Annotated in this window: 18 protein-coding genes; all 18 read left to right on the top strand. The window is 38.8% G+C overall.

What is annotated here, in order from left to right; translation table 11 throughout:
- Positions 1-2 precede the first annotated feature (2 nt).
- The 18 genes from CYK16_RS02060 (at position 3) to CYK16_RS01965 (ending at position 21595) form a co-directional block, all read left to right on the top strand.
- Entirely contained in the window at positions 3-521 is a 519-nt protein-coding gene (locus CYK16_RS02060; protein ID WP_101776586.1) for a hypothetical protein, read from the top strand.
- Positions 518-2317: a VirD4-like conjugal transfer protein, CD1115 family gene (locus tag CYK16_RS02055; protein WP_101776585.1), complete on the top strand. Its 1800-nt coding sequence runs from the start codon at positions 518-520 to the stop codon at positions 2315-2317. Before CYK16_RS02060 ends, CYK16_RS02055 begins: the two co-directional genes overlap by 4 nt.
- A 20-nt stretch (positions 2318-2337) precedes the next feature.
- The gene (locus CYK16_RS02050) at positions 2338-2601 is read left to right on the top strand and encodes a hypothetical protein (RefSeq protein WP_101776584.1); all 264 of its coding nucleotides are present in this window, start codon (positions 2338-2340) and stop codon (positions 2599-2601) included.
- Positions 2592-7358 carry a PBECR4 domain-containing protein gene (locus CYK16_RS02045; protein WP_101776583.1) on the top strand — a complete coding sequence of 1589 codons (4767 nt, stop codon included), beginning with the start codon at positions 2592-2594 and terminating at the stop codon, positions 7356-7358. The genes CYK16_RS02050 and CYK16_RS02045 overlap by 10 nt, the downstream gene beginning before the upstream one ends.
- Positions 7359-7428: 70 nt before the next feature.
- A complete protein-coding gene (locus tag CYK16_RS02040) occupies positions 7429-7845 on the top strand; it encodes a hypothetical protein (RefSeq protein ID WP_101776582.1) in 417 nt (138 codons plus the stop codon).
- A 217-nt stretch (positions 7846-8062) separates the two neighbouring features.
- Positions 8063-8455, top strand: a complete 393-nt coding sequence (mobC, locus tag CYK16_RS02035) for a plasmid mobilization relaxosome protein MobC (protein ID WP_180948730.1) — start codon at positions 8063-8065, stop codon at positions 8453-8455.
- On the top strand, positions 8449-10083 hold the full coding sequence (locus CYK16_RS02030) for a relaxase/mobilization nuclease domain-containing protein (protein WP_101776580.1): 1635 nt from the start codon (positions 8449-8451) through the stop codon (positions 10081-10083). Before mobC ends, CYK16_RS02030 begins: the two co-directional genes overlap by 7 nt.
- A gap of 208 nt (positions 10084-10291) precedes the next feature.
- Entirely contained in the window at positions 10292-11098 is an 807-nt protein-coding gene (locus CYK16_RS02025; protein WP_101776579.1) for a ParA family protein, read from the top strand.
- A 52-nt stretch (positions 11099-11150) separates the two neighbouring features.
- Complete coding sequence (locus CYK16_RS02020) at positions 11151-11378, top strand: hypothetical protein (protein ID WP_101776578.1); 228 nt, start codon at positions 11151-11153, stop codon at positions 11376-11378.
- Between the two features lie 130 nt (positions 11379-11508).
- On the top strand, positions 11509-12801 hold the full coding sequence (locus CYK16_RS02015) for an ISLre2 family transposase (protein WP_101776577.1): 1293 nt from the start codon (positions 11509-11511) through the stop codon (positions 12799-12801).
- A gap of 439 nt (positions 12802-13240) precedes the next feature.
- The gene (rpmB, locus tag CYK16_RS02005; protein WP_001140948.1) at positions 13241-13429 is read left to right on the top strand and encodes a 50S ribosomal protein L28; all 189 of its coding nucleotides are present in this window, start codon (positions 13241-13243) and stop codon (positions 13427-13429) included.
- A gap of 155 nt (positions 13430-13584) precedes the next feature.
- Positions 13585-13950, top strand: coding sequence for an Asp23/Gls24 family envelope stress response protein (locus CYK16_RS02000; protein WP_000216437.1), 366 nt, complete (start codon positions 13585-13587; stop codon positions 13948-13950).
- A gap of 2 nt (positions 13951-13952) precedes the next feature.
- Positions 13953-15620 (top strand): DAK2 domain-containing protein, encoded by a 1668-nt coding sequence (locus CYK16_RS01995; RefSeq protein ID WP_060805183.1) that lies wholly within the window; start codon positions 13953-13955, stop codon positions 15618-15620.
- 200 nt (positions 15621-15820) lie between these two features.
- Positions 15821-17521 (top strand): acetolactate synthase large subunit, encoded by a 1701-nt coding sequence (locus CYK16_RS01990; RefSeq protein WP_060805182.1) that lies wholly within the window; start codon positions 15821-15823, stop codon positions 17519-17521.
- A complete protein-coding gene (gene ilvN, locus CYK16_RS01985; RefSeq protein WP_001253803.1) occupies positions 17514-17990 on the top strand; it encodes an acetolactate synthase small subunit in 477 nt (158 codons plus the stop codon). The genes CYK16_RS01990 and ilvN overlap by 8 nt, the downstream gene beginning before the upstream one ends.
- Before the next feature lie 172 nt (positions 17991-18162).
- Positions 18163-19185 (top strand): ketol-acid reductoisomerase, encoded by a 1023-nt coding sequence (ilvC, locus tag CYK16_RS01975; protein WP_000290683.1) that lies wholly within the window; start codon positions 18163-18165, stop codon positions 19183-19185.
- A 113-nt stretch (positions 19186-19298) separates the two neighbouring features.
- Positions 19299-20549 carry a threonine ammonia-lyase IlvA gene (gene ilvA, locus CYK16_RS01970; protein WP_000952978.1) on the top strand — a complete coding sequence of 417 codons (1251 nt, stop codon included), beginning with the start codon at positions 19299-19301 and terminating at the stop codon, positions 20547-20549.
- An 830-nt stretch (positions 20550-21379) separates the two neighbouring features.
- Positions 21380-21595, top strand: coding sequence for a capsule biosynthesis transcriptional regulator (locus tag CYK16_RS01965; RefSeq protein ID WP_001130035.1), 216 nt, complete (start codon positions 21380-21382; stop codon positions 21593-21595).

Here is a 21595-nt window from a genome sequence, read left to right as displayed (position 1 = left end):
ACATGGATCAAGAAAAAGTCAGTCATTCTCTGGCGTTAAAAGGAAAAATTACCCTGGAGATGACGATACAAGCTCTGTATGCCCTCGCAAAAGCCCATTATGAAAAGAAACAACATAAGGCCGCAAATCAAACTTTTGAAGGGGAGACACGTTTTAATGACTTTATGACCACAAAATCAAAAAAAGATGTCGAGAAGTTATTAAATAGTGAAGTTCACTTGGCTAAGTTGAAGCATTACCTGGAGGAGTATAAGGTAGGTTTTACTCATCATCAAAAAGATGGTGCAACCTATCTCTTCTTTGAAACAAAAAATCGTACCTTGGTAGAAAAGGCTCTCAAAGAGATGTTAGCAGACATCACGAAAAGTCCAGAAAAATTGGAAGAGTTTGCGAAAAAGGTGCTGAAGAAACCACATGAAATGACTCCTGAAGATAAAATCAATTACTATAAGACAAATAAGGTCTATAAGGGAATGATGCCAGTAGTTACGAAGGAGATTGGAAAGGAGAAAGCACGATGATTAGAAAACCTATATGGCCCTACTTGGTGGTGGGGCTATTTTCATTTGTTATTTTCCAGTCCTTTTACCATTACTACCAACTTTCGACTGCAGCAGTACCTTTTATGGGAATGTTGCGACTTCGTTGGTTGCTAGAACACTGGGAACGCTTCTCTTTTAGTATTTTCTTTGATTCAGGAGCCTTATATGCAGGGCTGATTGGATTCGGCCTCCCAATGCTTGTCTATGCTTCTATGGATAAGAATTTATATCGCCAAGGAGAAGAACAAGGTAGTGCTCGTTTTGCGACTTTGAAGGAAATGAGACGGTTTGAAGACGTTGATTTTGAGAAGAATATGATTTTTTCAAAACAGGTTAAAATGGGCCTATTTAACTTTCGCTTAGCCTACAATGTCCAGCTTAATAAAAATGTGATTGTCATTGGTCTTCCAGGAGACGGTAAAACCTTTACTTTTGTATTGCCAAATTTAATGCAGATGAACTCAAACTTTGTTGTGACAGATCCTAAAGGAAACCTGGTACACGAAGTTGGGAAGATGCTTGAGAAAGCTGGCTATGCTGTTAAAATCTTTGATTTGATTCGACTCAAGAATTCAGATCGGTTTAATCCTTTTCATTACATGAAGTCTGAGCTAGATATTGATCGTATCTCTGAAGCAATTACTGAGGGAACGAAGAAGAGTGAGCATACAGGAGAAGACTTCTGGGTTCAAGCAGAGTTGATGCTGCAACGTGCATTGATTGGTTACCTCTATTTTGACTCTAAGGATCCTGAAACTGGAGTCCAGTTATATATGCCAAATCTGGGTCACGTTGCGGATCTATTAAGAAATATGTATCGAGAGGACCCAGATGTACCAAGCCCTGTTGAGCAAATGTTTGAAGAACTGAACGAACATCAACCTAACAACTATGCTTATAAGCAGTGGAAATTATTCCAAAACTTTAGAGGTGAGACAAGAAACAGTGTGGTAGCTATTTTGTCTTCTCGCTATTCTATCTTTGATCATGAAGATGTACGAAACTTGATCAGTGAGGATACCATGGAAATGGATACCTGGAATACGAAAAAGACAGCTGTTTTTATTGCTATTCCTGAAACCAATAACGCCTTTAATTTTCTTTCCTCAATCTTGTTTGCGATTGGATTTGAAGTTCTCACACATAAGGCTGATGATATCTTGCAAGGGAAAGTACCTGGCTATAGTAGAAAAAATCTTCGCCACATTCAGTTTATCTTCGATGAGTTTGCACAAATTGGCCGTATTCCAAACTTCGCCCAGGTTCTCTCTTCTATTCGTAGTCGTGAGATGTCTATTAAGATTATCATCCAAGCTGTCAATCAGCTAGAATCACTTTATAAAAGCGATTGGAAGACCATCTTTAATAACTGTGCTACTCACCTATTTTTAGGGACAAATGACAAGGATACGATGGAATACTATTCTACAAGGTCAGGTAAACAGACTATACGTACTCGATCCACCTCAAAATCGCATAGTTATCGGAATGGATCATCAAGTGAAAATAAACAAATTCAAGGCCGTCCCCTTCTAACTCCAGATGAAGTCGCAAGAATTGGGGTGGAAGAAGGATTGGTCTTTATTTCTAAACAGAATGTCTTCAGAGATAAAAAAGCAAGTGTCTATGATCATCCTAGAAAGGCTGAGATTGCAAGTTCTCCTGAAGACAAAGAAAACTGGTACGAATACACTCGAAAAGGAACAGACATCGATGGCTTGCTTTTATATGCCAACGATTTGACACCGCAGCTAAAAGAATTATTCGTGGCCTAACATACAGAAAGGACAGTAGGATGGAAACACCTAAAACACAATTAGGATACCTGGAGAGTATCTCGCAGGTTCTAGCATTAAAGCTAGAAAATTTAGCCACAGAACGTTATGCTATTTGGCAACTACTTAAACAGGCAGATGAGGAGACTTTTTATCAATTAGCTCCTCATCTTTTTGTGACAACAAGTCAGGAAGATCCATTAGTTGTTAATGAACTAGAAGCAACTTCTGAAGGTTATCTTTTATTCAAGGAATTGGTCGAGGAGGAAATAGGATGGTTTTAACAAAAGCACTGGCAAAATCGCTGGATATTTTAGAAGTAGCTCGTAGCCTTGGAATGGAGATGAAGCGAAAGTCGCATCGAGAGTATTATTGGGCCGAGCATGACTCATTTAAGATTGATACTGTGAAGAATACCTGGCATTGGTATTCTCAAAACCTCTTTGGCGATACTATCAATCTCGTACAGCAAATGCAAAATGTCAGCTATAAGGAAGCCATGGTATTCTTAGAGACAGGTTCCTTCCCTGAAGCAAAACCAGTAGAGGAAGAACGTAAACCTTTCAACTATACACTAGCACCTTATGAGCAACCATTTGTGGAGGCGAGAACCTATCTCAAGGAGATTAGAGGTCTCTCTGATGATACAATCGACTTCTTCCTGGAAAAGGGAGTATTAGCCCAAGCTAAACGTAAGGATAAAGATGGTGTTATAGAAGATGTCTTGGTTTTTAAATACTTGGACAGAAATCAGCAACTGGTAGGGGCGAGCCTTCAGGGACTTGTTCCTGATCAAGAACGTCATCCTGGCAAAGGATACTTGAAACAAATCATGTATCAATCAGAAGCTATCAGCGGATTAAACGTTTCTATAGGGTCTCCTAAACGTTTAATTGTAACGGAGGCACCCATTGACCTTATGAGCTATTATGAGCTTCATAAGGGCGAATTAAACGATGTTCGACTGGTTGCGATGGAAGGATTGAAAGAGGGAGTATTATCCCACTATGTTCTTGAAATTTTACAGGAGCGAGGGGATATTCCTATGGATGAAAGGGATTATACCAAGTCTAGTGAGCTAGCACGTACCTCAAGATTCTTATCTGTTGCAGCGGAAACTTCCACACTTTTCCAAGATCACAAATATGATAATCTTATCACGCTGGCAGTTGATCGTGATAAAGCAGGTACAGACTTTATGACGAAACTACGGGAGAAAAAAATCCCAGTTGTCGATGCAAGACCACCAAAACGTGAAGGCCAGGCGAAGACAGACTGGAATGAAATCCTGAAGCAGGAAAAACAACTGGAGCAGACGGAGGAAATTCAAGCATCAAGCCACTTTCCTGATACCAGCCATCTTTCTCCTGAGGATGCAACGTGGTTGAAGGAAAACTGGAATAATATAGGTTTTTCAGTAGAACCTGGAAAACAAATGGTCATTGATTCGGACAAAACAGTGACCTATGAAAAACCTTCCAATCCTCTTGGAGATGGTAGGGAGACTAAAAAACAAATTCAGAGCACAGAAAAAGCTCCTGAGAGTTCTCAGGAGCAAATGAATGATAGGACCAGTGGTGGCACGGGTTCTTTACAGCCTAAAGCTGAAGGCAGTACCTCACCTGTACTTGAAACAAGTACCTTTGAGCAAACTGTTACCAGTCACCCGACATCATCCTATCCTTACTTACAGTTTAGCACAAATTATGATAAAGTGCAACGGAGAATAGCGAATTATCATCCGATTACACCAGCGGATTTAAGACGATTAAATCAATATGCGCCGTCTATCCAAAGTACAGCGTCCTGGTATTTAAATGAACTGGCTGACAGTAAGATCAGCTTTGTTTATGCGGATCATGGAGAGAAGAATGTGCTTCAGGTGACTTTTCAAAAGGATAACTTTATCCATCTTTCAGGGATCAGACCTTTTGAAGAGGGAAAGGGAGCAGCAAATTTCCTAGATGATATTGCCAATGGTCAGGGGCATTATGACGGTATGTTGATTAGTAATGCAATCAAGGATAAATTGCAGGTTCTTCCCATGTTGCGTGATATTTTAGATCCACATTCTTTTGTTTTAGATGATTTGAGCAGTGTTGAAAAGCTTCACAATCTCAATATGAGTGAAGCTATTAAAGCAAAAGATGAAGATTTCTTACTACTTTTTAAAGATATTGGAGATGAAAAAATTCCAGCCTCTCTTATAAAACTCAAGGGAGAGCTTGCGACTAATGTTAAATCGTTGGATGAAAAGATTATTTTAGGTGTCTTTAGAGAGCGAGATGGTCACATCGAGCAGCTTTCAATCAATGAAGAATATGTTAAAGACAAAGGTGCAGAAATGCTGTCAGTTTTGAAGAATAAGCAGTATGAAGAAGTTTCTAAAGAAATTGAACAAACAACTCCAGAGAACACACTGAATAAACCCCTACTTGATTCGGCTACGTTTACTCAAGTCTTAGATACTGTCTATAATTTAGGTGTGCCAGGTGACATCTCAAAAACTCCAGAGGAATTTCATCAAGCCTGGAATCAGTATCTTGACTATGCGAAGCAGCATAATGATAAATTTGATCAGATTGTTGCTGCAGCTGGAGAAGATCATCTCCTAGATACAAATTCAGATTTTTATAAAGAATGGGAACAAGACCACATCTATAAGGAGAACTACCATGTACGCCTTCAATGGGCTGAGGAGCGACCAGATGGGCCTAAATTGCCATTTAAAGAAACCGAGCTGATATCTTATCAAGATTTCGCTAGGGAGCTATATAAGGCCAACCAGAGCTTTTATCCGTTACATCAGGAAGGGCTAAAACAAGTGACTGGTGGTCATCCAGAAGGCTACATCGCTCCAACTAAGATTCAGTTTAGTATCTATGCTCCTGATGGTGAACTGATCCAGGATGGCATCCGTTACTATATTGGGGATGAGATTAACCCAATCGCTCATAAAGAAAGACTTGGTACACGAGAAATGAGAGAGTACCCAGAATTGCTGAAGATAGATGGGGACATATTTACTCCGTATCATCTGGAGAGATTGGCGAATGAGTTAGATATTTCGCAGTTCAGTTACGCTTTGGAAGATACTCCTTATGCAGAACAGCTTTTATCCCAAGTACCTTATGGAGTGTTAGAAAATAGTCCGATTGGTTTTTCAGATAGTAGTCATGATAGTCGTCTAGGATTTATTTCTTTTGATGGAATGGATAGTGTTGAGGTTGAAAATCTATCTGCTTGGTTTGAGAAGTTGGGTGTCAAGGACTCACCTATGGAACAAGTAGCTCTTGTAGAAAAATGGCAAAAAGAGATTAAAGATTTATCAGAAAAAGTTGAACAAACCATCGAAAACATTCGAGATGAGTTTGAAAAAACACAAGAGGAAGAAATCAAACTAGAAGAACAAGTCCACAACAAGCAGGAGTTGAAACGTGATGCGGATGCTGACGGTGTTTCTGATGATGAGGAGTTGCTTCAGGGAACGAATCCGTATGATTTTAGATCGAAACCAGGTTCTAAACCAGAGGTCGAGGAGAGTCTACAAGCGGAAGAAGTGGTTTTAGCAGCTGGTAGTCTTGCAGTCGCAGATTTGACTCAAAATACAGATATAGGACTATACATTCGATTTAATTGGAGTGAAAACAAGGCTATTCGAGATAGGTTTGAAGAAGATGAACTAATACCATACGAAGAATTTATAGAAACTCTATATTTTGAAAATGAGCGTTTAAGACCTGAAGGAAATGGATATTATAAAACCAGTTTTGATATTGAAAATGAAAAAGGAGAAAGTTATACATTCGGTATAAGATACGATGTAGGATCTGAACTATACCCGCTTTCTGAGATGATGGATGAAAGATTCTCAGAAGAATATATAGAATATGCTAGTAAATTAGATAAAAAAGCTTTAGAAAAGGTTCAATCTGAATTAGATGAAACTAAGAATAATCGGAAAGAAATAATAGATGCCGACGAGGAGCTAAAAGCGGAAGAAGTTGTTTTAGCAACTAGCAGTCTTGCAGTCGCAGATTTTATTCAAAATAAAGATATGGCAGGATTAAGCCGTCATCTTAAAGAAGGAATTAAGGACTTCCTGGACTCAGATAAGTACAAAGACTATCTAACGAAAATGAGTCAACTAAATAATTATTCTAATCGCAACTTACGCTTAATTCTTGCACAAAATCCTGAAGCAAGGCAAGTAGCTTCTTTCAAACAGTGGAAAGAAAACTTTGGCCGTCATGTAAAAAAGGGCGAGAAGGCTTTACGTATTTTTAAACCTATGACGAAGATCAAAAAGGATGAGAATAACCAACCAATATTGGATAAAAACGGGAAACCAGAAACAGTTACATTCTTTGGTTTAGTACCAGTTTTTGATGTTAGTCAGACAGAAGGAAAGGAGATGCCAAAAGCTGCAGAAGTTAAAGAACAGCTGACTGATTTGGACTATGCAAATCTTTACCGTGCCCTGATGGCTATTGCGAAAGAAAATGATGTATCAGTTCGATTTGAAGAGATGGAAAATAATAAGCACGGATATTATTCTGTCCCAGAAAATCAAATTGTTTTGCGTAGTAATGAGATGAACAAGGCCCAAATTATTAAAACTTTCTTACATGAGATGGCTCATGCAGAGTTGCATCATGCAGATAATCCTCAAAAAGAAAATCAAACTAGAAGCACTGCTGAACTCCAGGCTGAAAGTGTCGCTTATGTTGTTTCTTCATACTATGGTATTGATACGTCAGAGTACTCTTTTAACTATCTATCTGGATGGTCTGCTGATAAGGAAACACTTGCTGATTTAGAAGCACAGTTGGATATTGTCCAACAAGAAGCTAAAAGTTTAATGGTTCGGATGGATCAAGCATTGGAACAATTAAGATTGAGTCAGGAGAAACAAACGAAGCGTAGTTTTGAACAAAAACTGGAGAAGTTTAAAGATCAGAGCAAGCAGGCTGTCGAAGATCACAAGCAGGAGTTGAAAGCAGATGCACAATCAAAAAAAGAGAAGGGTTTCTCGAAATGACCGAACGGGACACCCCAAATAAACCCAAGGTCAAATTAAAAACAAATCATCATCAAGGAGGACAACACTCATGACTAATGAACAAGAAGAACAACTGATTATCATCCTTTCAGACTTTATTCCAATCATGGATGGAGACAGAGTTCAAGGAGTATCGCCAAACGCTAAAGACTTGACTCGCCAAAAAGTTCTGGAGCAACTAGAGGAAGAACAGTCTCAACTTCCTGAAGGAGATCCTGCTCTTTTGGAGTGGGAAGAAGAAAATATTGAGCTACTCAAGATGATTACAGATGAAGAATTTCAAGCTGTACTCACTGAAAAAATCTTACTGACAGAAATACAGATTGGGCAGTCGATTTTCCAGCCTCTAACTGATCAACAACTTTCTGTCCTAGCTGAAAAGTTACAAGGTCAGAAAGAAAAAAGTGTAGAAAATAGTGATAAACAATCATCTATTTTCAAAAACATCTTCAGTTGGTTACGATAAATTGTTAGAAGTTGTACTCCAAAAGATATAAGAAAGGGGCTTGGGGATTTCCCCAAAACTGAGAAAATCAAGAAGGAAAACTACAGGGTTCTCCTTCTCTGATTTTTTTAAATTTCGCAAATGGATATCCATTTGCTAAGCTTGCCACAAGGAAGTCAGGGGCTGATGCCTGGTCAGAAAATGCCAGAGACTTTGAGAGAAAGAGGATAAAAAAATAATGCAGAAACGAGAAAATAGAAAACGCTATATACAAAAATTGATACGACTAACACCAGAGGAAGATCGTCAAATTAAAACTGCGATGGCTCAAATGGGAGTTCCATCTTTTCAATACTATGCGAAGAATCAATTGGTGCAAGGGAAGGTGGTTCAAGTTGATTTTTCCGAATTGAAAGACCTTCGAGTTGCGATCAATCGAGTGGGGACGAACATCAACCAAATTGCCAAACATGCCAATGAAAATCAAGGGGTTACGCCAGAGGAAGTGGCACAAGTCATTGACTATCTATCTGAGTTGAAAGAGATGGTGGCTGTCAAACTTTCTAGTGCGGAGAAGAAAAGTTTACAGGAACGAAAAGTGAAAACAATAAGGACGTATGACGAATGGTAGTAATCAAAACACCCAAACAAATTAAAACTCCTTCCAATTTAAAAATAGCTGTACGCTATATTCTGAATGAAGCGAAAACTCTTGTATCAGAAACTGCAGAAAGTGATCTGGATTTTCCTCTTGTCTATCATAATGGTGAGATTCAAATGAAGCTAGTATCTGGCAATGGGATCTCTGATTTTAGTGTAGCAGATGAAGAAATGGTCATGACAAAATTGGCTGCAGCCTTTAAAAAAGGAGATGATGACTTGAAAGAATTATCTTCAGGAAAACAAGTATTGGCCCATCACATTATCCAGTCTTTTTCTCCAGATGATAACTTGACTCCTGAGCAAGTTCATGAAATTGGCCGCCAAACGATGTTAGAATTGACAGGTGGAAATTATGAGTTTGTGATTGCAACACACACGGATAAAGATCATCTTCATAATCACATCATACTTAATACAACCAATACTTCAACGCTCAAGAAATTTCGTTGGGAAAAGAAAACATTGAAAAATCTGAGAGCCATTTCGGACAAACATGCGGCACGATATGGCGCTAAAATTATTGAGCCTACTATGAAAAATTCTTATACAAAGTATTCTGCTTGGCGGCGACAAAATAATTATCGGTTTGAAATTAAGGAACGTCTTGATTTTCTTCTGAAGCACTCTCTTTCGTTAGAAGATTTTAAACATAAAGCAGCTGCGCTTGATCTTCAGATTGATTTCTCTGGTAAATTTGTGAAGTATAAATTACTTGATCAGCCTCAACAAAGAAATGTCCGAGATGATACATTATCGAAGAAAGGACTCTATTCTCTTGAAAAAATAAAAGAGAGAATTTCTAAGAATCAGTTAGTTTTTGATGTGGAGGAATTGAAAGAACAATATAAAGAATCAAAAGAAAAAACGGCAAATGATTTTGAATTGAAATTGGAAGTGGAATCCTGGCAGGTCGAGCAAGAAAGTAAGCAAGGCATTTACGTGCAGATGGATATGGGAGCTTTAAATAGTGGTACAATTTTAATACCTTCTCACAAAGTTGATAAAAATGAGGATGGAAATTATACCATCTATATCAAAGAGAAAGACTATTTTTATTTTCTCAATCCTGATCAATCTCAAAAAAATAGATACATGATGGGCTTGACTGTCGCAAGGCAATTGGCCAAACAAAATGGAGAAACACTTGTAACTAAAAACGCTCAAATTTCCTCTATGCGTGAACTGATTAAGGAATATAATTTCTTAGTTGAGCACGGCGTGACAGATGGAGCACAATTTCAACATTTGGAGGAGCGCTTTAATGAAAAAATCGAGACTACCCAGGAGGAATTAAGACAGCTAGATGAGCGACTTGGACGTTATCATAAAATTGAAGGAGCACTTTTAGCCATCCAGCAATCTCCAGAAAATAGTCTTGCGGCGGTACAACTATTGGATGATTTAGGAGTTCCAAAAGATATGGGACTGGAAGATGTCAGTCAACTGATCAAACAATTCCAAATTGAAAAAGGAGCCTTACAAGAGTTCTTTGACGATACTCTAAAACATTACACAGATTATAGAGATGTTAAGGAGCACGTGCGTAGTCGAGAAGAGAAAGTTGACCGACGTTTTGAAGATGGAAAAATCTTGTAGAAATTTCTGATGTTTTCAATCTAGTCTTGATTTCAGTACAGAGAGAACAGTTGTCTTTATATCTGGAGAGATAACCTTTTCTAGGAATCGCTGGCGAAAGGGGAAGAGAAACTTCATTGTAAAAATAATTATAAATATAATTATAAACATATTGACAAATATAATTATAATGGTATAATAGAAGTATAGAAAAACAGGAGGATATCAAATGAAGATTATCACATTTGCTGCTATTAAAGGCGGTGTTGGGAAAACAACTTTAACTTTTAATTATGGGGAATGGCTGGCTAAGAAAGGTCATAAGATTCTCTTTATAGATTTAGACCATCAGTGTAATTTGACTCAGTGCTACAATATTTACGAAAGTAAGAATACGATTGCGAATGCCTTCAAAGGAGGCGACGTGGATATTAAGCAAGTCAAGGAAAATATCAGTCTAATTCCAGGCTCGGTGCAACTTGACACTGTAGAACGAGATCTGGAGAACAGCGATAAGAAAAATATGTTACTTTATCTTTGGCTAGAGGATAACTACGAAAAGAAAAAGTTGGATCAGTTTGACTATATCTTGATTGATTGTAGACCAGACTTTGCGACAGCTACTAAAAATGCTGTTGCGGTCAGTCACGCTATTATTAGTCCCTTGACTCCTTCAGAGTTTGGTTATAATGCCAAATTCAATCTATCAACTCGGTTAGAAGCATTCAGAAAGGATGTAATTGACTATCGTACAAGGGAATCATACATTACTGCTGAGCTATATTTCTTAGCAAATATGATCCGACCGAACTATGGATCATCAAGAGAGTTACTGGAAGCTCTGGGACTTGAAGCTAAAGAGAAGGGAACAGACAACCTTCTAGGTATCGTACCAGCAAAAGAGTTATTCAATCATTCCACGATTGATAAGATCTCTATTGCAGATATGAAGGAGAATCCTGAGCTTTATCAAAAACACAAAAAGTTTTTCGCTGAGCTGGAGCAGACTTTTTCAAAAATTTATGATACAATATAATTATATTTATAAACACAAATACAATTATAAATATAATTAGAAGGAGATTGTCATGGCATTCACACCAAAAGAAAAAGAGATTTCGCAGATTATCGAAGCAACCCATCAACCTGAGCAGATTTCAGATGTAGCCAACTTTGAAAGTTTTGAACGTAAGAAACAATTTCAGTTTACTTTGAAACCAAGCAATCGGAAAAAATTGGATGAAATTGCTAAAGCAGCTGGTGCAAAGTCTGCATCAGATTACCTTGATAAACTAATCGAAAGTTTACCATTATAACTATAAATATAATTATAGTTAAATAACCTTCCCAATAAGGGAAGGCTTTTATTTTTACTGACAAAAAACATTTGAACCTCTGAACTAAAATCTTTATACTTTTTATTATGATTTCAGTACAATAGAGAGTATGTTTAGATTTGATGAAAAAGAATTTGTCGCAGAACTAGATCGCAAACGTGAGCAGCAATTCCTGAAGCGAGTAAGAGATTATGACGAGAAGATAGCTCCCTCCATGAGACAGAAGGGGTATAAAAGGATAGATAGTACAGAGAGGACAGTTGTCTTTACATTTGGAGAGGTGACCTTTTCTAGAAATCGCTGGCGAAAGGGAAAGAAAAGCTGTTATCCTGTAGATGAGTGGCTAGGTCTAGAAAAGTATATGCGTTATTCTCCTGAATTGATTTTTCACATGGCAAAACACGCTTCCGTTTTATCCTACCGTGAAGTTTGTCGTACAGTTAAGATGGCTTATCGCTTGGAGATAACAAAGGATGCTGTATTGAAGTCTGTAAAAATGGCAGGCAGGCTCTTTTCGGAGAGGGAACGTTATCGGCTTTTTAAAGGTGATGAGCAACCGAGAAAAATCCAGGCAGATAAAATCTACCTGGAGGGAGATGGTGTGCTCGTCAAGACAACATCAAGCAATGATGAACGACACAATACAGACTTAGCACATTTTCTGATTCATACTGGAGCGAAGAAGGTTGGTAATAATCGGTATGTACTGGAGAATAAGTATGAGATTATCCATACAAGCCATGAACAAGCAAAGGAAGAATTGATCGACTATCTCTACAATCATTTTGAGATTACTGACCAAACTATACTTATCACAAATTCGGATAATGGTAAAGGCTATTCTCGCAGAATATTTCAAGAAATCAAGAAAGCTCTACGGATTAAACGTCATGAGCATTTCTGGGATGCCTATCATGTCAATGAAGAACTTAAAAGATTCCTGAAGCCGTACCCATCTACACTACTTGATCTTGCTTTTAAGGCCATCAAAAATCATCAGAAGAGCCTGCTTCAGACCGTACTAGATACAGTTAAATCTCTCATAGAAAGTCAGGAAGCTCTTGATAATTTTTACAATTTTCGTAAGAAATTATTAAGAAATTTTTGTGATACTAGACCACCTAAACTTAGAGGATTGTCCTCACGGGGAATAGGGGTAATGGAGAGTCAGCACCGAAAGGTCACTTACCGCATGAAACATCGAGGGATGTATTGGTCCATCGAAGGGGCTTGTACCATGTCCAGGATGATTCTTATTGAACGAATTGATCAGCTGTACGAGCTGTTTTTTGGAGCTTGGAGACAAGAGTACGAAGAATTTAGGGTAACGGGACTAGGTGCAGGATTTCGTATTAACCATAGGCCACACGGAGCCGTTATCAGAAAAAGAGGACATAAATGATGTAAAAGGGCAGACAAAAGCCTCTAAAAAAGAGAATTTTTAGAGGTGTTTTTGTCATGTTTTTATGCAAAACAGTTGCTTTTTTGTCTAATGTGTGTTACAATAATAAAGTAAATAAAAACGAAAAAGGTGTAGAAGCAGCAACTCCTACACCACCGATTAAGACAAACCAACACTTTGCTTAATCAGTCAAACAATATTGTAGCATAAAAAGTGCAATATAGTCAAGGGCTGGGGTAAAGTGAGGAACTTTTTCCAGTTTTTTTGTCTGAAAAATCTCGCTTTATTATTGAGTTATAAGGATATTTGATTGTTCCCAAAAATTTAGACACAAACAAATCTTCCAATTCCCTTGCAAAAATGAAGAAAGTGTGATAACATAGTACGGTATGTGGTGCTAGCACATCCGCTATATTAGATCTAATAGGAGGAAAACACAATGGCTAAAGTATGTTACTTTACAGGTCGTAAGACTGTATCAGGAAACAACCGTTCACACGCGATGAACCAAACAAAACGTGCCGTAAAACCAAACCTTCAAAAAGTTACTGTTCTTATCGATGGTAAACCTAAAAAAGTTTGGGCTTCAGCTCGTGCTTTGAAATCAGGTAAAGTTGAACGCGTTTAATAATAAAAGTAAGGAGACCTTAGGGTCTTTTTTCTTTTACTGTAGATATAAAATCATTTGAAAAATAGAGTAAATATCCGCTGATACAGTATTCTGCTTTTACACTTGGGCTGAAATATGATAAAATAGAGTATCAACTAGTTGAGGTAAAAAGGATGACTGTAAAAATTAATACAAAAGATGGTCAAATCGAACTAACAGATGAAGTGATTGCAACCGTCGTAGGTGGAGCAGCAACTGAGATTTTTGGTGTGGTCGGTATGGCTAGTAAAAATGCCCTCAAAGATAATTTCCAAGCCCTTCTAGGTAAGGAAAATTATTCCAAAGGTGTCGTCGTAAAAGCGGCCGAAGATGGCAGTATTGCAGTTGATGTATATACCGTGTTGAGCTACGGAACAAAGATTAGCGAAGTGTCAAAAAACATTCAAGAGCGTGTTCGTTTTAGTTTGGAAAACCAACTTGGAATTACTGCTCAGACTGTAAATGTCTACATTCAAAATATCAAAGTTGTAGGAGAATAACCGTGTCAAAAATTACTACTAGCTTATTTCAAGAAATGGTGCAGGCTGCATCAACTCGTTTGAATAAGCAAGCTGAATATGTCAATTCATTAAACGTCTTTCCAGTTCCAGATGGAGATACTGGAACAAACATGGGAATGACCATTGAAAATGGAGCTAAAGAAGTTGCAGACAAGCCAGCTTCTACAGTTGGAGAGGTAGCGAGCATTCTTGCTAAAGGTCTTTTGATGGGCGCGCGTGGGAACTCAGGTGTTATTACCTCTCAGCTTTTCCGTGGATTTTCACAAGCCATCAAGGATAAAGACGAGTTAACAGGTCAAGACTTGGCCCTTGCCTTCCAATCAGGTGTGGAAGTTGCCTATAAGGCCGTTATGAAACCAGTTGAAGGAACGATTTTGACAGTTTCTCGTGGAGCTGCTATAGGTGCTAAGAAAAAGGCTGAGCAAACAGATGATGCTGTTGAAGTCATGCGCGCAGCCTTGGAAGGTGCTAAAACAGCTCTAGCTAAAACGCCAGACATGCTTCCAGTATTGAAAGAAGTTGGCGTTGTAGATTCAGGTGGTCAAGGACTAGTCTTCATCTATGAAGGTTTCCTTTCAGCCCTTACTGGTGAATATATTGCATCTGAGGACTTTGTAGCGACACCTGCTAACATGAGTGAGATGATCAATGCAGAGCATCATAAGTCTGTGGCTGGTCATGTAGCGACTGAGGACATCACGTTTGGTTACTGTACTGAAATCATGGTAGCTCTCAAGCAAGGTCCAACTTATGCCAAAGATTTTGAATACGACGAATTCCGTAACTACTTGAATGAGCTTGGAGACTCTCTCCTCGTTGTTAACGATGATGAAATTGTTAAAGTCCATGTCCATACAGAAGATCCAGGACTTGTTATGCAAGAAGGTCTTAAATATGGTAGCTTGGTCAAGGTAAAAGTTGACAATATGCGTAACCAACACGAAGCACAGGTTGAGAAAGAAGCTGCTCAAGTTAGCAAACCAGCTGAAGAAAAAGAATATGCTTTGATTGCTGTGGTGGCTGGTAAAGGTCTAGCAGATATCTTCCGTTCTCAAGGTGTGGATTATGTTATCGAAGGCGGTCAAACCATGAACCCTTCAACAGAAGACTTTATCAAGGCTGTTGAACAGGTCAACGCTCGTAACATTATCTTCCTGCCAAACAACAAAAATATCTTTATGGCAGCTCAATCTGCAGCAGAAGTTTTGGAGCAACCAGCAGTAGTGGTGGAAGCTCGTACTTTGCCACAAGGTTTGACAAGTCTTCTCGCCTTTGATCCAAGCAAGTCCATCGAAGAAAACCAAGAGCGTATGACTGCTGCTCTTAGCGATGTCGTTAGCGGAAGCGTCACAACAGCTGTGCGTGATACAACCATTGATGGTTTAGAAATCCATGAAAACGATAATCTTGGTATGGTGGATGGGAAAATCCTCGTGTCAAACCCTGATATGCATCAAACCTTGACAGAAACCTTGAAACATATGTTGGATGAAGATAGTGAAATCGTAACCTTCTATGTCGGTGAAGACGGAAGCGAAGAACTTGCCAATGAAATTGCTCAAGAAATCGCAGAAGGATTCGAAGACGTTGAAGTCGAGATTCACCAAGGTCAACAACCTGTTTACCCATACCTATTTAGTGTGGAATAAGATTAATGAAGGACTGAGAAATCAGTTCTTTTTTTCTTTTTAAATAATGAAATCGGTATCTTTTAAATAAAAACCAAAATAACATTCATAAATAAACGTTAAAATAGAAAATTCAGAAAATTTCTTCTTTTGTCTTGAAAAATTTTGAAAAAGTGGTATGATAGTAACAAGTTATTTTTAAGAGGAAAGAAAGGGGAACAATGGAGAAAATCAGTTTAGAATCTCCTAAGACGGGGTCGGACCTAGTTTTGGAAACACTTCGTGATTTAGGAATTGATACCATCTTTGGTTATCCTGGTGGTGCGGTCTTGCCTTTTTATGATGCGATATATAATTTTAAAGGCATTCGCCACATTCTAGGGCGCCATGAGCAAGGTTGTCTGCATGAAGCTGAAGGTTATGCCAAATCAACTGGAAAGTTGGGTGTTGCCGTCGTCACTAGCGGACCGGGAGCAACCAATGCCATTACAGGGATTGCAGATGCCATGAGCGATAGCGTTCCCCTTTTGGTATTTACAGGTCAGGTGGCGCGAGCAGGTATTGGGAAGGATGCCTTTCAGGAGGCAGACATTGTGGGAATTACCATGCCAATCACTAAGTACAATTACCAAGTTCGTGAGACAGCTGATATCCCTCGAATCATTACGGAAGCTGTCCATATCGCAACTACAGGACGTCCAGGGCCAGTTGTAATTGACCTACCTAAAGACGTATCTGCTTTAGAAACAGACTTCATTTATTCATCAGAAGTGAACCTACCAAGCTATCAGCCAACTCTTGAGCCAAATGATATGCAAATCAAGAAAATCTTGAAGCAATTATCCAAGGCTAAAAAGCCAGTCTTGCTGGCTGGTGGTGGAATTAGTTATGCTGAAGCTGCTGCGGAACTAAATGAATTTGCAGAGCGATATCAAATTCCAGTGGTAACCAGTCTTTTGGGGCAAGGTACGATTGCAACGAGTCATCCACTCTTCCTTGGAATGGGAGGCATGCACGGGTCATTCGCAGCTAATATTGCCATGACGGAAGCGGACTTTATGATTAGTATTGGTTGTCGTTTCGATGACCGCTTGACGGGGAATCCTAAGACTTTCGCTAAGAATGCTAAGGTTGCACACATTGATATTGACCCAGCTGAGATTGGCAAGATTATTAGTGCAGATATTCCTGTAGTTGGAGATGCTAAGAAAGCCTTGCAAATGTTGCTGGCTGAACCGACAGTTCATAACAATACTGAAAAATGGATTGAAAAAGTCACTAAAGACAAGAACCGTGTTCGTTCTTATGATAAGAAAGAACGTGTGGTTCAACCTCAAGCCGTTATTGAACGCATTGGTGAATTGACGAATGGTGATGCCATTGTGGTAACAGACGTTGGTCAACACCAAATGTGGACAGCCCAGTATTATCCCTACCAAAATGAACGTCAGTTAGTGACTTCAGGTGGTTTAGGAACCATGGGATTTGGAATCCCAGCAGCAATCGGTGCTAAAATTGCTAACCCAGATAAGGAAGTAGTCTTGTTTGTTGGGGATGGTGGTTTCCAAATGACCAACCAGGAATTGGCTATTTTGAACATTTACAAGGTGCCAATCAAGGTGGTTATGCTGAACAACCACTCGCTTGGAATGGTCCGCCAGTGGCAGGAATCCTTCTATGAAGGTAGAACATCAGAGTCGGTCTTTGATACTCTTCCTGATTTCCAATTGATGGCACAGGCTTATGGTATTAAAAACTATAAGTTTGACAATCCTGAGACCTTGGCTCAAGACCTTGAAGTGATCACTGAGGATGTTCCTATGCTAATCGAGGTAGATATTTCTCGTAAGGAACAGGTGTTACCAATGGTACCAGCTGGTAAGAGTAATCATGAGATGTTGGGGGTGAAGTTCCATGCGTAGAATGTTAACAGCAAAACTACAAAATCGATCAGGAGTCCTCAATCGCTTTACTGGCGTTCTGTCTCGTCGTCAGGTTAATATCGAAAGTATCTCTGTTGGAGCAACAGAAGATCCGAATGTATCGCGCATCACCATTATTATTGATGTAGCTTCTCATGATGAAGTGGAGCAAATCATTAAGCAACTTAATCGTCAGATTGATGTGATTCGCATTCGAGATATTACAGACAAGCCTCATTTGGAGCGCGAGGTGATTTTGGTTAAGATGTCAGCGCCAGCCGAGAAGCGAGCTGAGATTCTAGCAATTATTCAACCTTTCCGTGCAACGGTGGTAGATGTAGCGCCAAGCTCGATTACTATTCAAATGACAGGAAATGCTGAAAAGAGTGAAGCTCTATTGCGAGTCATTCGACCATACGGTATTCGCAATATCGCTAGAACGGGTGCAACTGGATTTACCCGCGATTAATACTCTTCGAAAATCAAATTCAAACCACGTCAGCTTCGCCTTGCCGTACTCAAGTACAGCCTGTGGCTAGCTTCCTAGTTTGCTCTTTGATTTTCATTGAGTATAAAAATCCAACTTAAATTTGTTAAACCAGCCTAAAAGGCAATAAATAATAGAAAAGAGAGAAAAAACTATGGCAGTTCAAATGGAATACGAAAAAGATGTTAAAGTAGCAGCACTTGACGGTAAAAAAATCGCCGTTATCGGTTATGGTTCACAAGGGCATGCGCATGCTCAAAACTTGCGTGACTCAGGTCGCGATGTCATCATCGGTGTACGTCCAGGTAAATCTTTTGATAAAGCAAAAGAAGACGGATTTGACACATACACAGTAGCAGAAGCTACTAAATTGGCTGACGTTATCATGATTTTGGCCCCAGACGAAATCCAACAAGAATTGTACGAAGCAGAAATCGCTCCAAACTTGGAAGCTGGGAATGCAGTTGGATTTGCTCATGGTTTCAACATCCACTTTGAATTTATCAAAGTACCTGCAGATGTAGATGTCTTCATGTGTGCTCCTAAAGGACCAGGACACTTGGTACGTCGTACTTACGAAGAAGGATTTGGTGTTCCAGCTCTTTACGCAGTATACCAAGATGCAACAGGAAATGCTAAAAACATTGCTATGGACTGGTGTAAAGGTGTTGGAGCTGCTCGTGTAGGTCTTCTTGAAACAACTTACAAAGAAGAAACTGAAGAAGATTTGTTTGGTGAACAAGCTGTACTTTGTGGTGGTTTGACTGCCCTTATCGAAGCAGGTTTCGAAGTCTTGACAGAAGCAGGTTACGCTCCAGAATTGGCATACTTTGAAGTTCTTCACGAAATGAAATTGATCGTTGACTTGATTTACGAAGGTGGATTCAAGAAAATGCGTCAATCAATTTCAAATACTGCTGAATACGGTGACTATGTATCAGGTCCACGTGTAATCACTGAACAAGTTAAAGAAAATATGAAAGCTGTCTTGGCAGACATCCAAAATGGTAAATTTGCAAATGACTTTGTAAATGACTATAAAGCTGGACGTCCAAAATTGACTGCTTACCGTGAACAAGCAGCTAACCTTGAAATTGAAAAAGTTGGTGCAGAATTGCGTAAAGCAATGCCATTCGTTGGTAAAAACGACGATGATGCATTCAAAATCTATAACTAATTGATAGAAATTAAGGTGAAGGCGAGTTGGGGGACTAACTCGCTTTTATAATCAATTCATCTCTTTTTAAAAGGATGGATTGAGATAAGTATGAAATAGTCTAGGAGAAAATGATGTTAAGTTCAAAAGATATCATCAAGGCTCATAAAGTCTTGAACGGTGTGGTTGTGAATACCCCACTGGATTATGACCATTATTTGTCGGAGAAGTATGGTGCTAAGATTTATTTGAAAAAGGAAAATGCCCAACGTGTTCGTTCTTTTAAAATTCGTGGTGCCTATTATGCCATTTCCCAGCTCAGCAAGGAAGAACGTGAGCGTGGGGTAGTCTGCGCTTCGGCGGGGAATCATGCGCAGGGAGTAGCCTATACCTGTAATGAAATGAAGATTCCTGCTACTATCTTTATGCCCATTACAACTCCGCAACAAAAGATTGGTCAGGTTCGCTTTTTTGGTGGGGAGTTCGTAACCATTAAACTAGTTGGAGATACCTTTGATGCTTCTGCTAAGGCAGCTCAAGAATTTACAGTTTCTGAAAATCGTACCTTTATTGATCCCTTTGATGATGCCCATGTTCAAGCAGGTCAAGGGACTGTTGCTTATGAGATTTTAGAAGAAGCTCGAAAAGAATCGATTGATTTTGATGCTGTCTTGGTTCCTGTTGGTGGTGGCGGTCTCATTGCTGGGGTTTCTACCTATATCAAGGAAACAAGTCCAGAAATTGAAGTCATTGGAGTAGAGGCTAATGGAGCGCGTTCCATGAAGGCGGCCTTTGAAGCTGGTGGGCCAGTCAAACTCAAAGAAATTGACAAATTTGCGGATGGGATTGCTGTACAAAAGGTAGGTCAATTGACCTATGAAGCAACTCGTCAACATGTTCAAACCTTAGTAGGTGTCGATGAGGGGTTGATTTCTGAAACCTTGATTGACCTTTACTCTAAGCAAGGGATTGTCGCAGAACCTGCTGGAGCGGCTAGTATTGCTTCTTTAGAAGTTTTAGCTGAATATATCAAGGGGAAAACCATTTGTTGTATCATTTCTGGAGGAAATAATGATATCAACCGTATGCCAGAAATGGAAGAACGTGCCTTGATTTATGATGGGATCAAGCATTACTTTGTGGTCAATTTTCCACAGCGTCCAGGTGCTCTGCGTGAGTTTGTAAATGATATCCTGGGGCCAAATGATGATATCACACGTTTTGAGTATATCAAACGAGCTAGCAAGGGAACAGGACCAGTATTAATTGGGATCGCTTTGGCAGATAAGCATGATTATGCAGGATTGATTCGTCGAATGGAAGGTTTTGATCCAGCTTATATTAACTTAAATGGTAATGAAACGCTCTATAATATGCTTGTCTGAGGACTAATAAAAAAATATCATATTATTTGCACAACTGATGTATAGGTGTTATAATGAGGGTGAAGAAAGGGGGCGATTCCTATGGACTTAGGAAATCTATCGTGCTATTTCTACTACAACTCACTATAGCACCTATTATTTTTGATTCTGTTTATATTAAGGCGACAGAATTACTTACTATATATAAGGAAGTTTTTTGAAATCCCCAATTGTATATACTCCTAATTTGAACTTTCACTAAATATAATAGGAATCAGAAAAAATAATCAATGTTTATGAGATGGTTGTTAGGTGAGTCGGCTGAAAAAACTCGTGAGATAAACAATAGTGCTAGACATGAAACGGCAAGTGCTGCTGTTTTCAAATGACTAGTTGGAAAGCGGGTATGTAATCAGAAGGTGCAAGATTGGACAAAGTAAGTAGTACCGGTTGTGAAATAAATAAGATATAGATAAGGACAGGAAAGGAACCAAAGAAGGAGAAAGAAAACGGAATGGTTTAGAGATAGTGTGGAGTGAAAGACTATCTTTAGTGGACTTGTTGATTTAAAAGGAATATATAGAATGAAATAGTAAATCCTGTCTATCCTATTGAGAAACTGGCATTCAGTATATATGAATATTTTTACGGGTTTAAAATTTAATAATACAATTGTTTTTTAGGAGCGTACTAATGGGTTATAGTAAGCAAAAACCTATATATTATCGGCTTTAAAAAGGAAGTAAGAAGATTCTGAATCATTTATTTTATTGAATATATGTTTTTTTATTGACAAAAGACATAAAAACGTATACAATTAAATATCGTAAAGAAGAAAATAGGAGAAGGACATGGCTAAGTCAAACTTTGAAAAAGTAGAATCAGTTGTTGGCTGGGTTCGTGATAAGAAAATCACAGGCTACCGTATCTCTAAAGAAACGAATGCGCGTGAAATGTCTATCATTGCTCTAGCGCAGGGGCGTGCAAAAGTAAAAAATATTTCGTTTGAAACGGCTCTAGGTTTAATTGATTTCTATGATAAAAATCATGAAAAATTTGAAGATTAA

Source organism: Streptococcus oralis subsp. dentisani (assembly GCF_002860905.1).
GTDB lineage: Bacteria > Bacillota > Bacilli > Lactobacillales > Streptococcaceae > Streptococcus > Streptococcus oralis_BA.
Note: the sequence above shows the minus strand (reverse complement) of the source record. Positions and strands in the feature narration are given on the sequence as shown.

What these genes read in the sequence shown, in the direction of transcription:
- CYK16_RS02060 (WP_101776586.1), top strand. Translation starts at nt 3, where the DNA reads ATGGATCAAGAAAAAGTCAGTCATTCTCTGGCGTTAAAAGGAAAAATT.
- CYK16_RS02055 (WP_101776585.1), top strand. Translation starts at nt 518, where the DNA reads ATGATTAGAAAACCTATATGGCCCTACTTGGTGGTGGGGCTATTTTCA.
- CYK16_RS02050 (WP_101776584.1), top strand. Translation starts at nt 2,338, where the DNA reads ATGGAAACACCTAAAACACAATTAGGATACCTGGAGAGTATCTCGCAG.
- CYK16_RS02045 (WP_101776583.1), top strand. Translation starts at nt 2,592, where the DNA reads ATGGTTTTAACAAAAGCACTGGCAAAATCGCTGGATATTTTAGAAGTA.
- CYK16_RS02040 (WP_101776582.1), top strand. Translation starts at nt 7,429, where the DNA reads ATGACTAATGAACAAGAAGAACAACTGATTATCATCCTTTCAGACTTT.
- mobC (WP_180948730.1), top strand. Translation starts at nt 8,063, where the DNA reads ATGCAGAAACGAGAAAATAGAAAACGCTATATACAAAAATTGATACGA.
- CYK16_RS02030 (WP_101776580.1), top strand. Translation starts at nt 8,449, where the DNA reads ATGGTAGTAATCAAAACACCCAAACAAATTAAAACTCCTTCCAATTTA.
- CYK16_RS02025 (WP_101776579.1), top strand. Translation starts at nt 10,292, where the DNA reads ATGAAGATTATCACATTTGCTGCTATTAAAGGCGGTGTTGGGAAAACA.
- CYK16_RS02020 (WP_101776578.1), top strand. Translation starts at nt 11,151, where the DNA reads ATGGCATTCACACCAAAAGAAAAAGAGATTTCGCAGATTATCGAAGCA.
- CYK16_RS02015 (WP_101776577.1), top strand. Translation starts at nt 11,509, where the DNA reads ATGTTTAGATTTGATGAAAAAGAATTTGTCGCAGAACTAGATCGCAAA.
- rpmB (WP_001140948.1), top strand. Translation starts at nt 13,241, where the DNA reads ATGGCTAAAGTATGTTACTTTACAGGTCGTAAGACTGTATCAGGAAAC.
- CYK16_RS02000 (WP_000216437.1), top strand. Translation starts at nt 13,585, where the DNA reads ATGACTGTAAAAATTAATACAAAAGATGGTCAAATCGAACTAACAGAT.
- CYK16_RS01990 (WP_060805182.1), top strand. Translation starts at nt 15,821, where the DNA reads ATGGAGAAAATCAGTTTAGAATCTCCTAAGACGGGGTCGGACCTAGTT.
- ilvN (WP_001253803.1), top strand. Translation starts at nt 17,514, where the DNA reads ATGCGTAGAATGTTAACAGCAAAACTACAAAATCGATCAGGAGTCCTC.
- ilvC (WP_000290683.1), top strand. Translation starts at nt 18,163, where the DNA reads ATGGCAGTTCAAATGGAATACGAAAAAGATGTTAAAGTAGCAGCACTT.
- ilvA (WP_000952978.1), top strand. Translation starts at nt 19,299, where the DNA reads ATGTTAAGTTCAAAAGATATCATCAAGGCTCATAAAGTCTTGAACGGT.
- CYK16_RS01965 (WP_001130035.1), top strand. Translation starts at nt 21,380, where the DNA reads ATGGCTAAGTCAAACTTTGAAAAAGTAGAATCAGTTGTTGGCTGGGTT.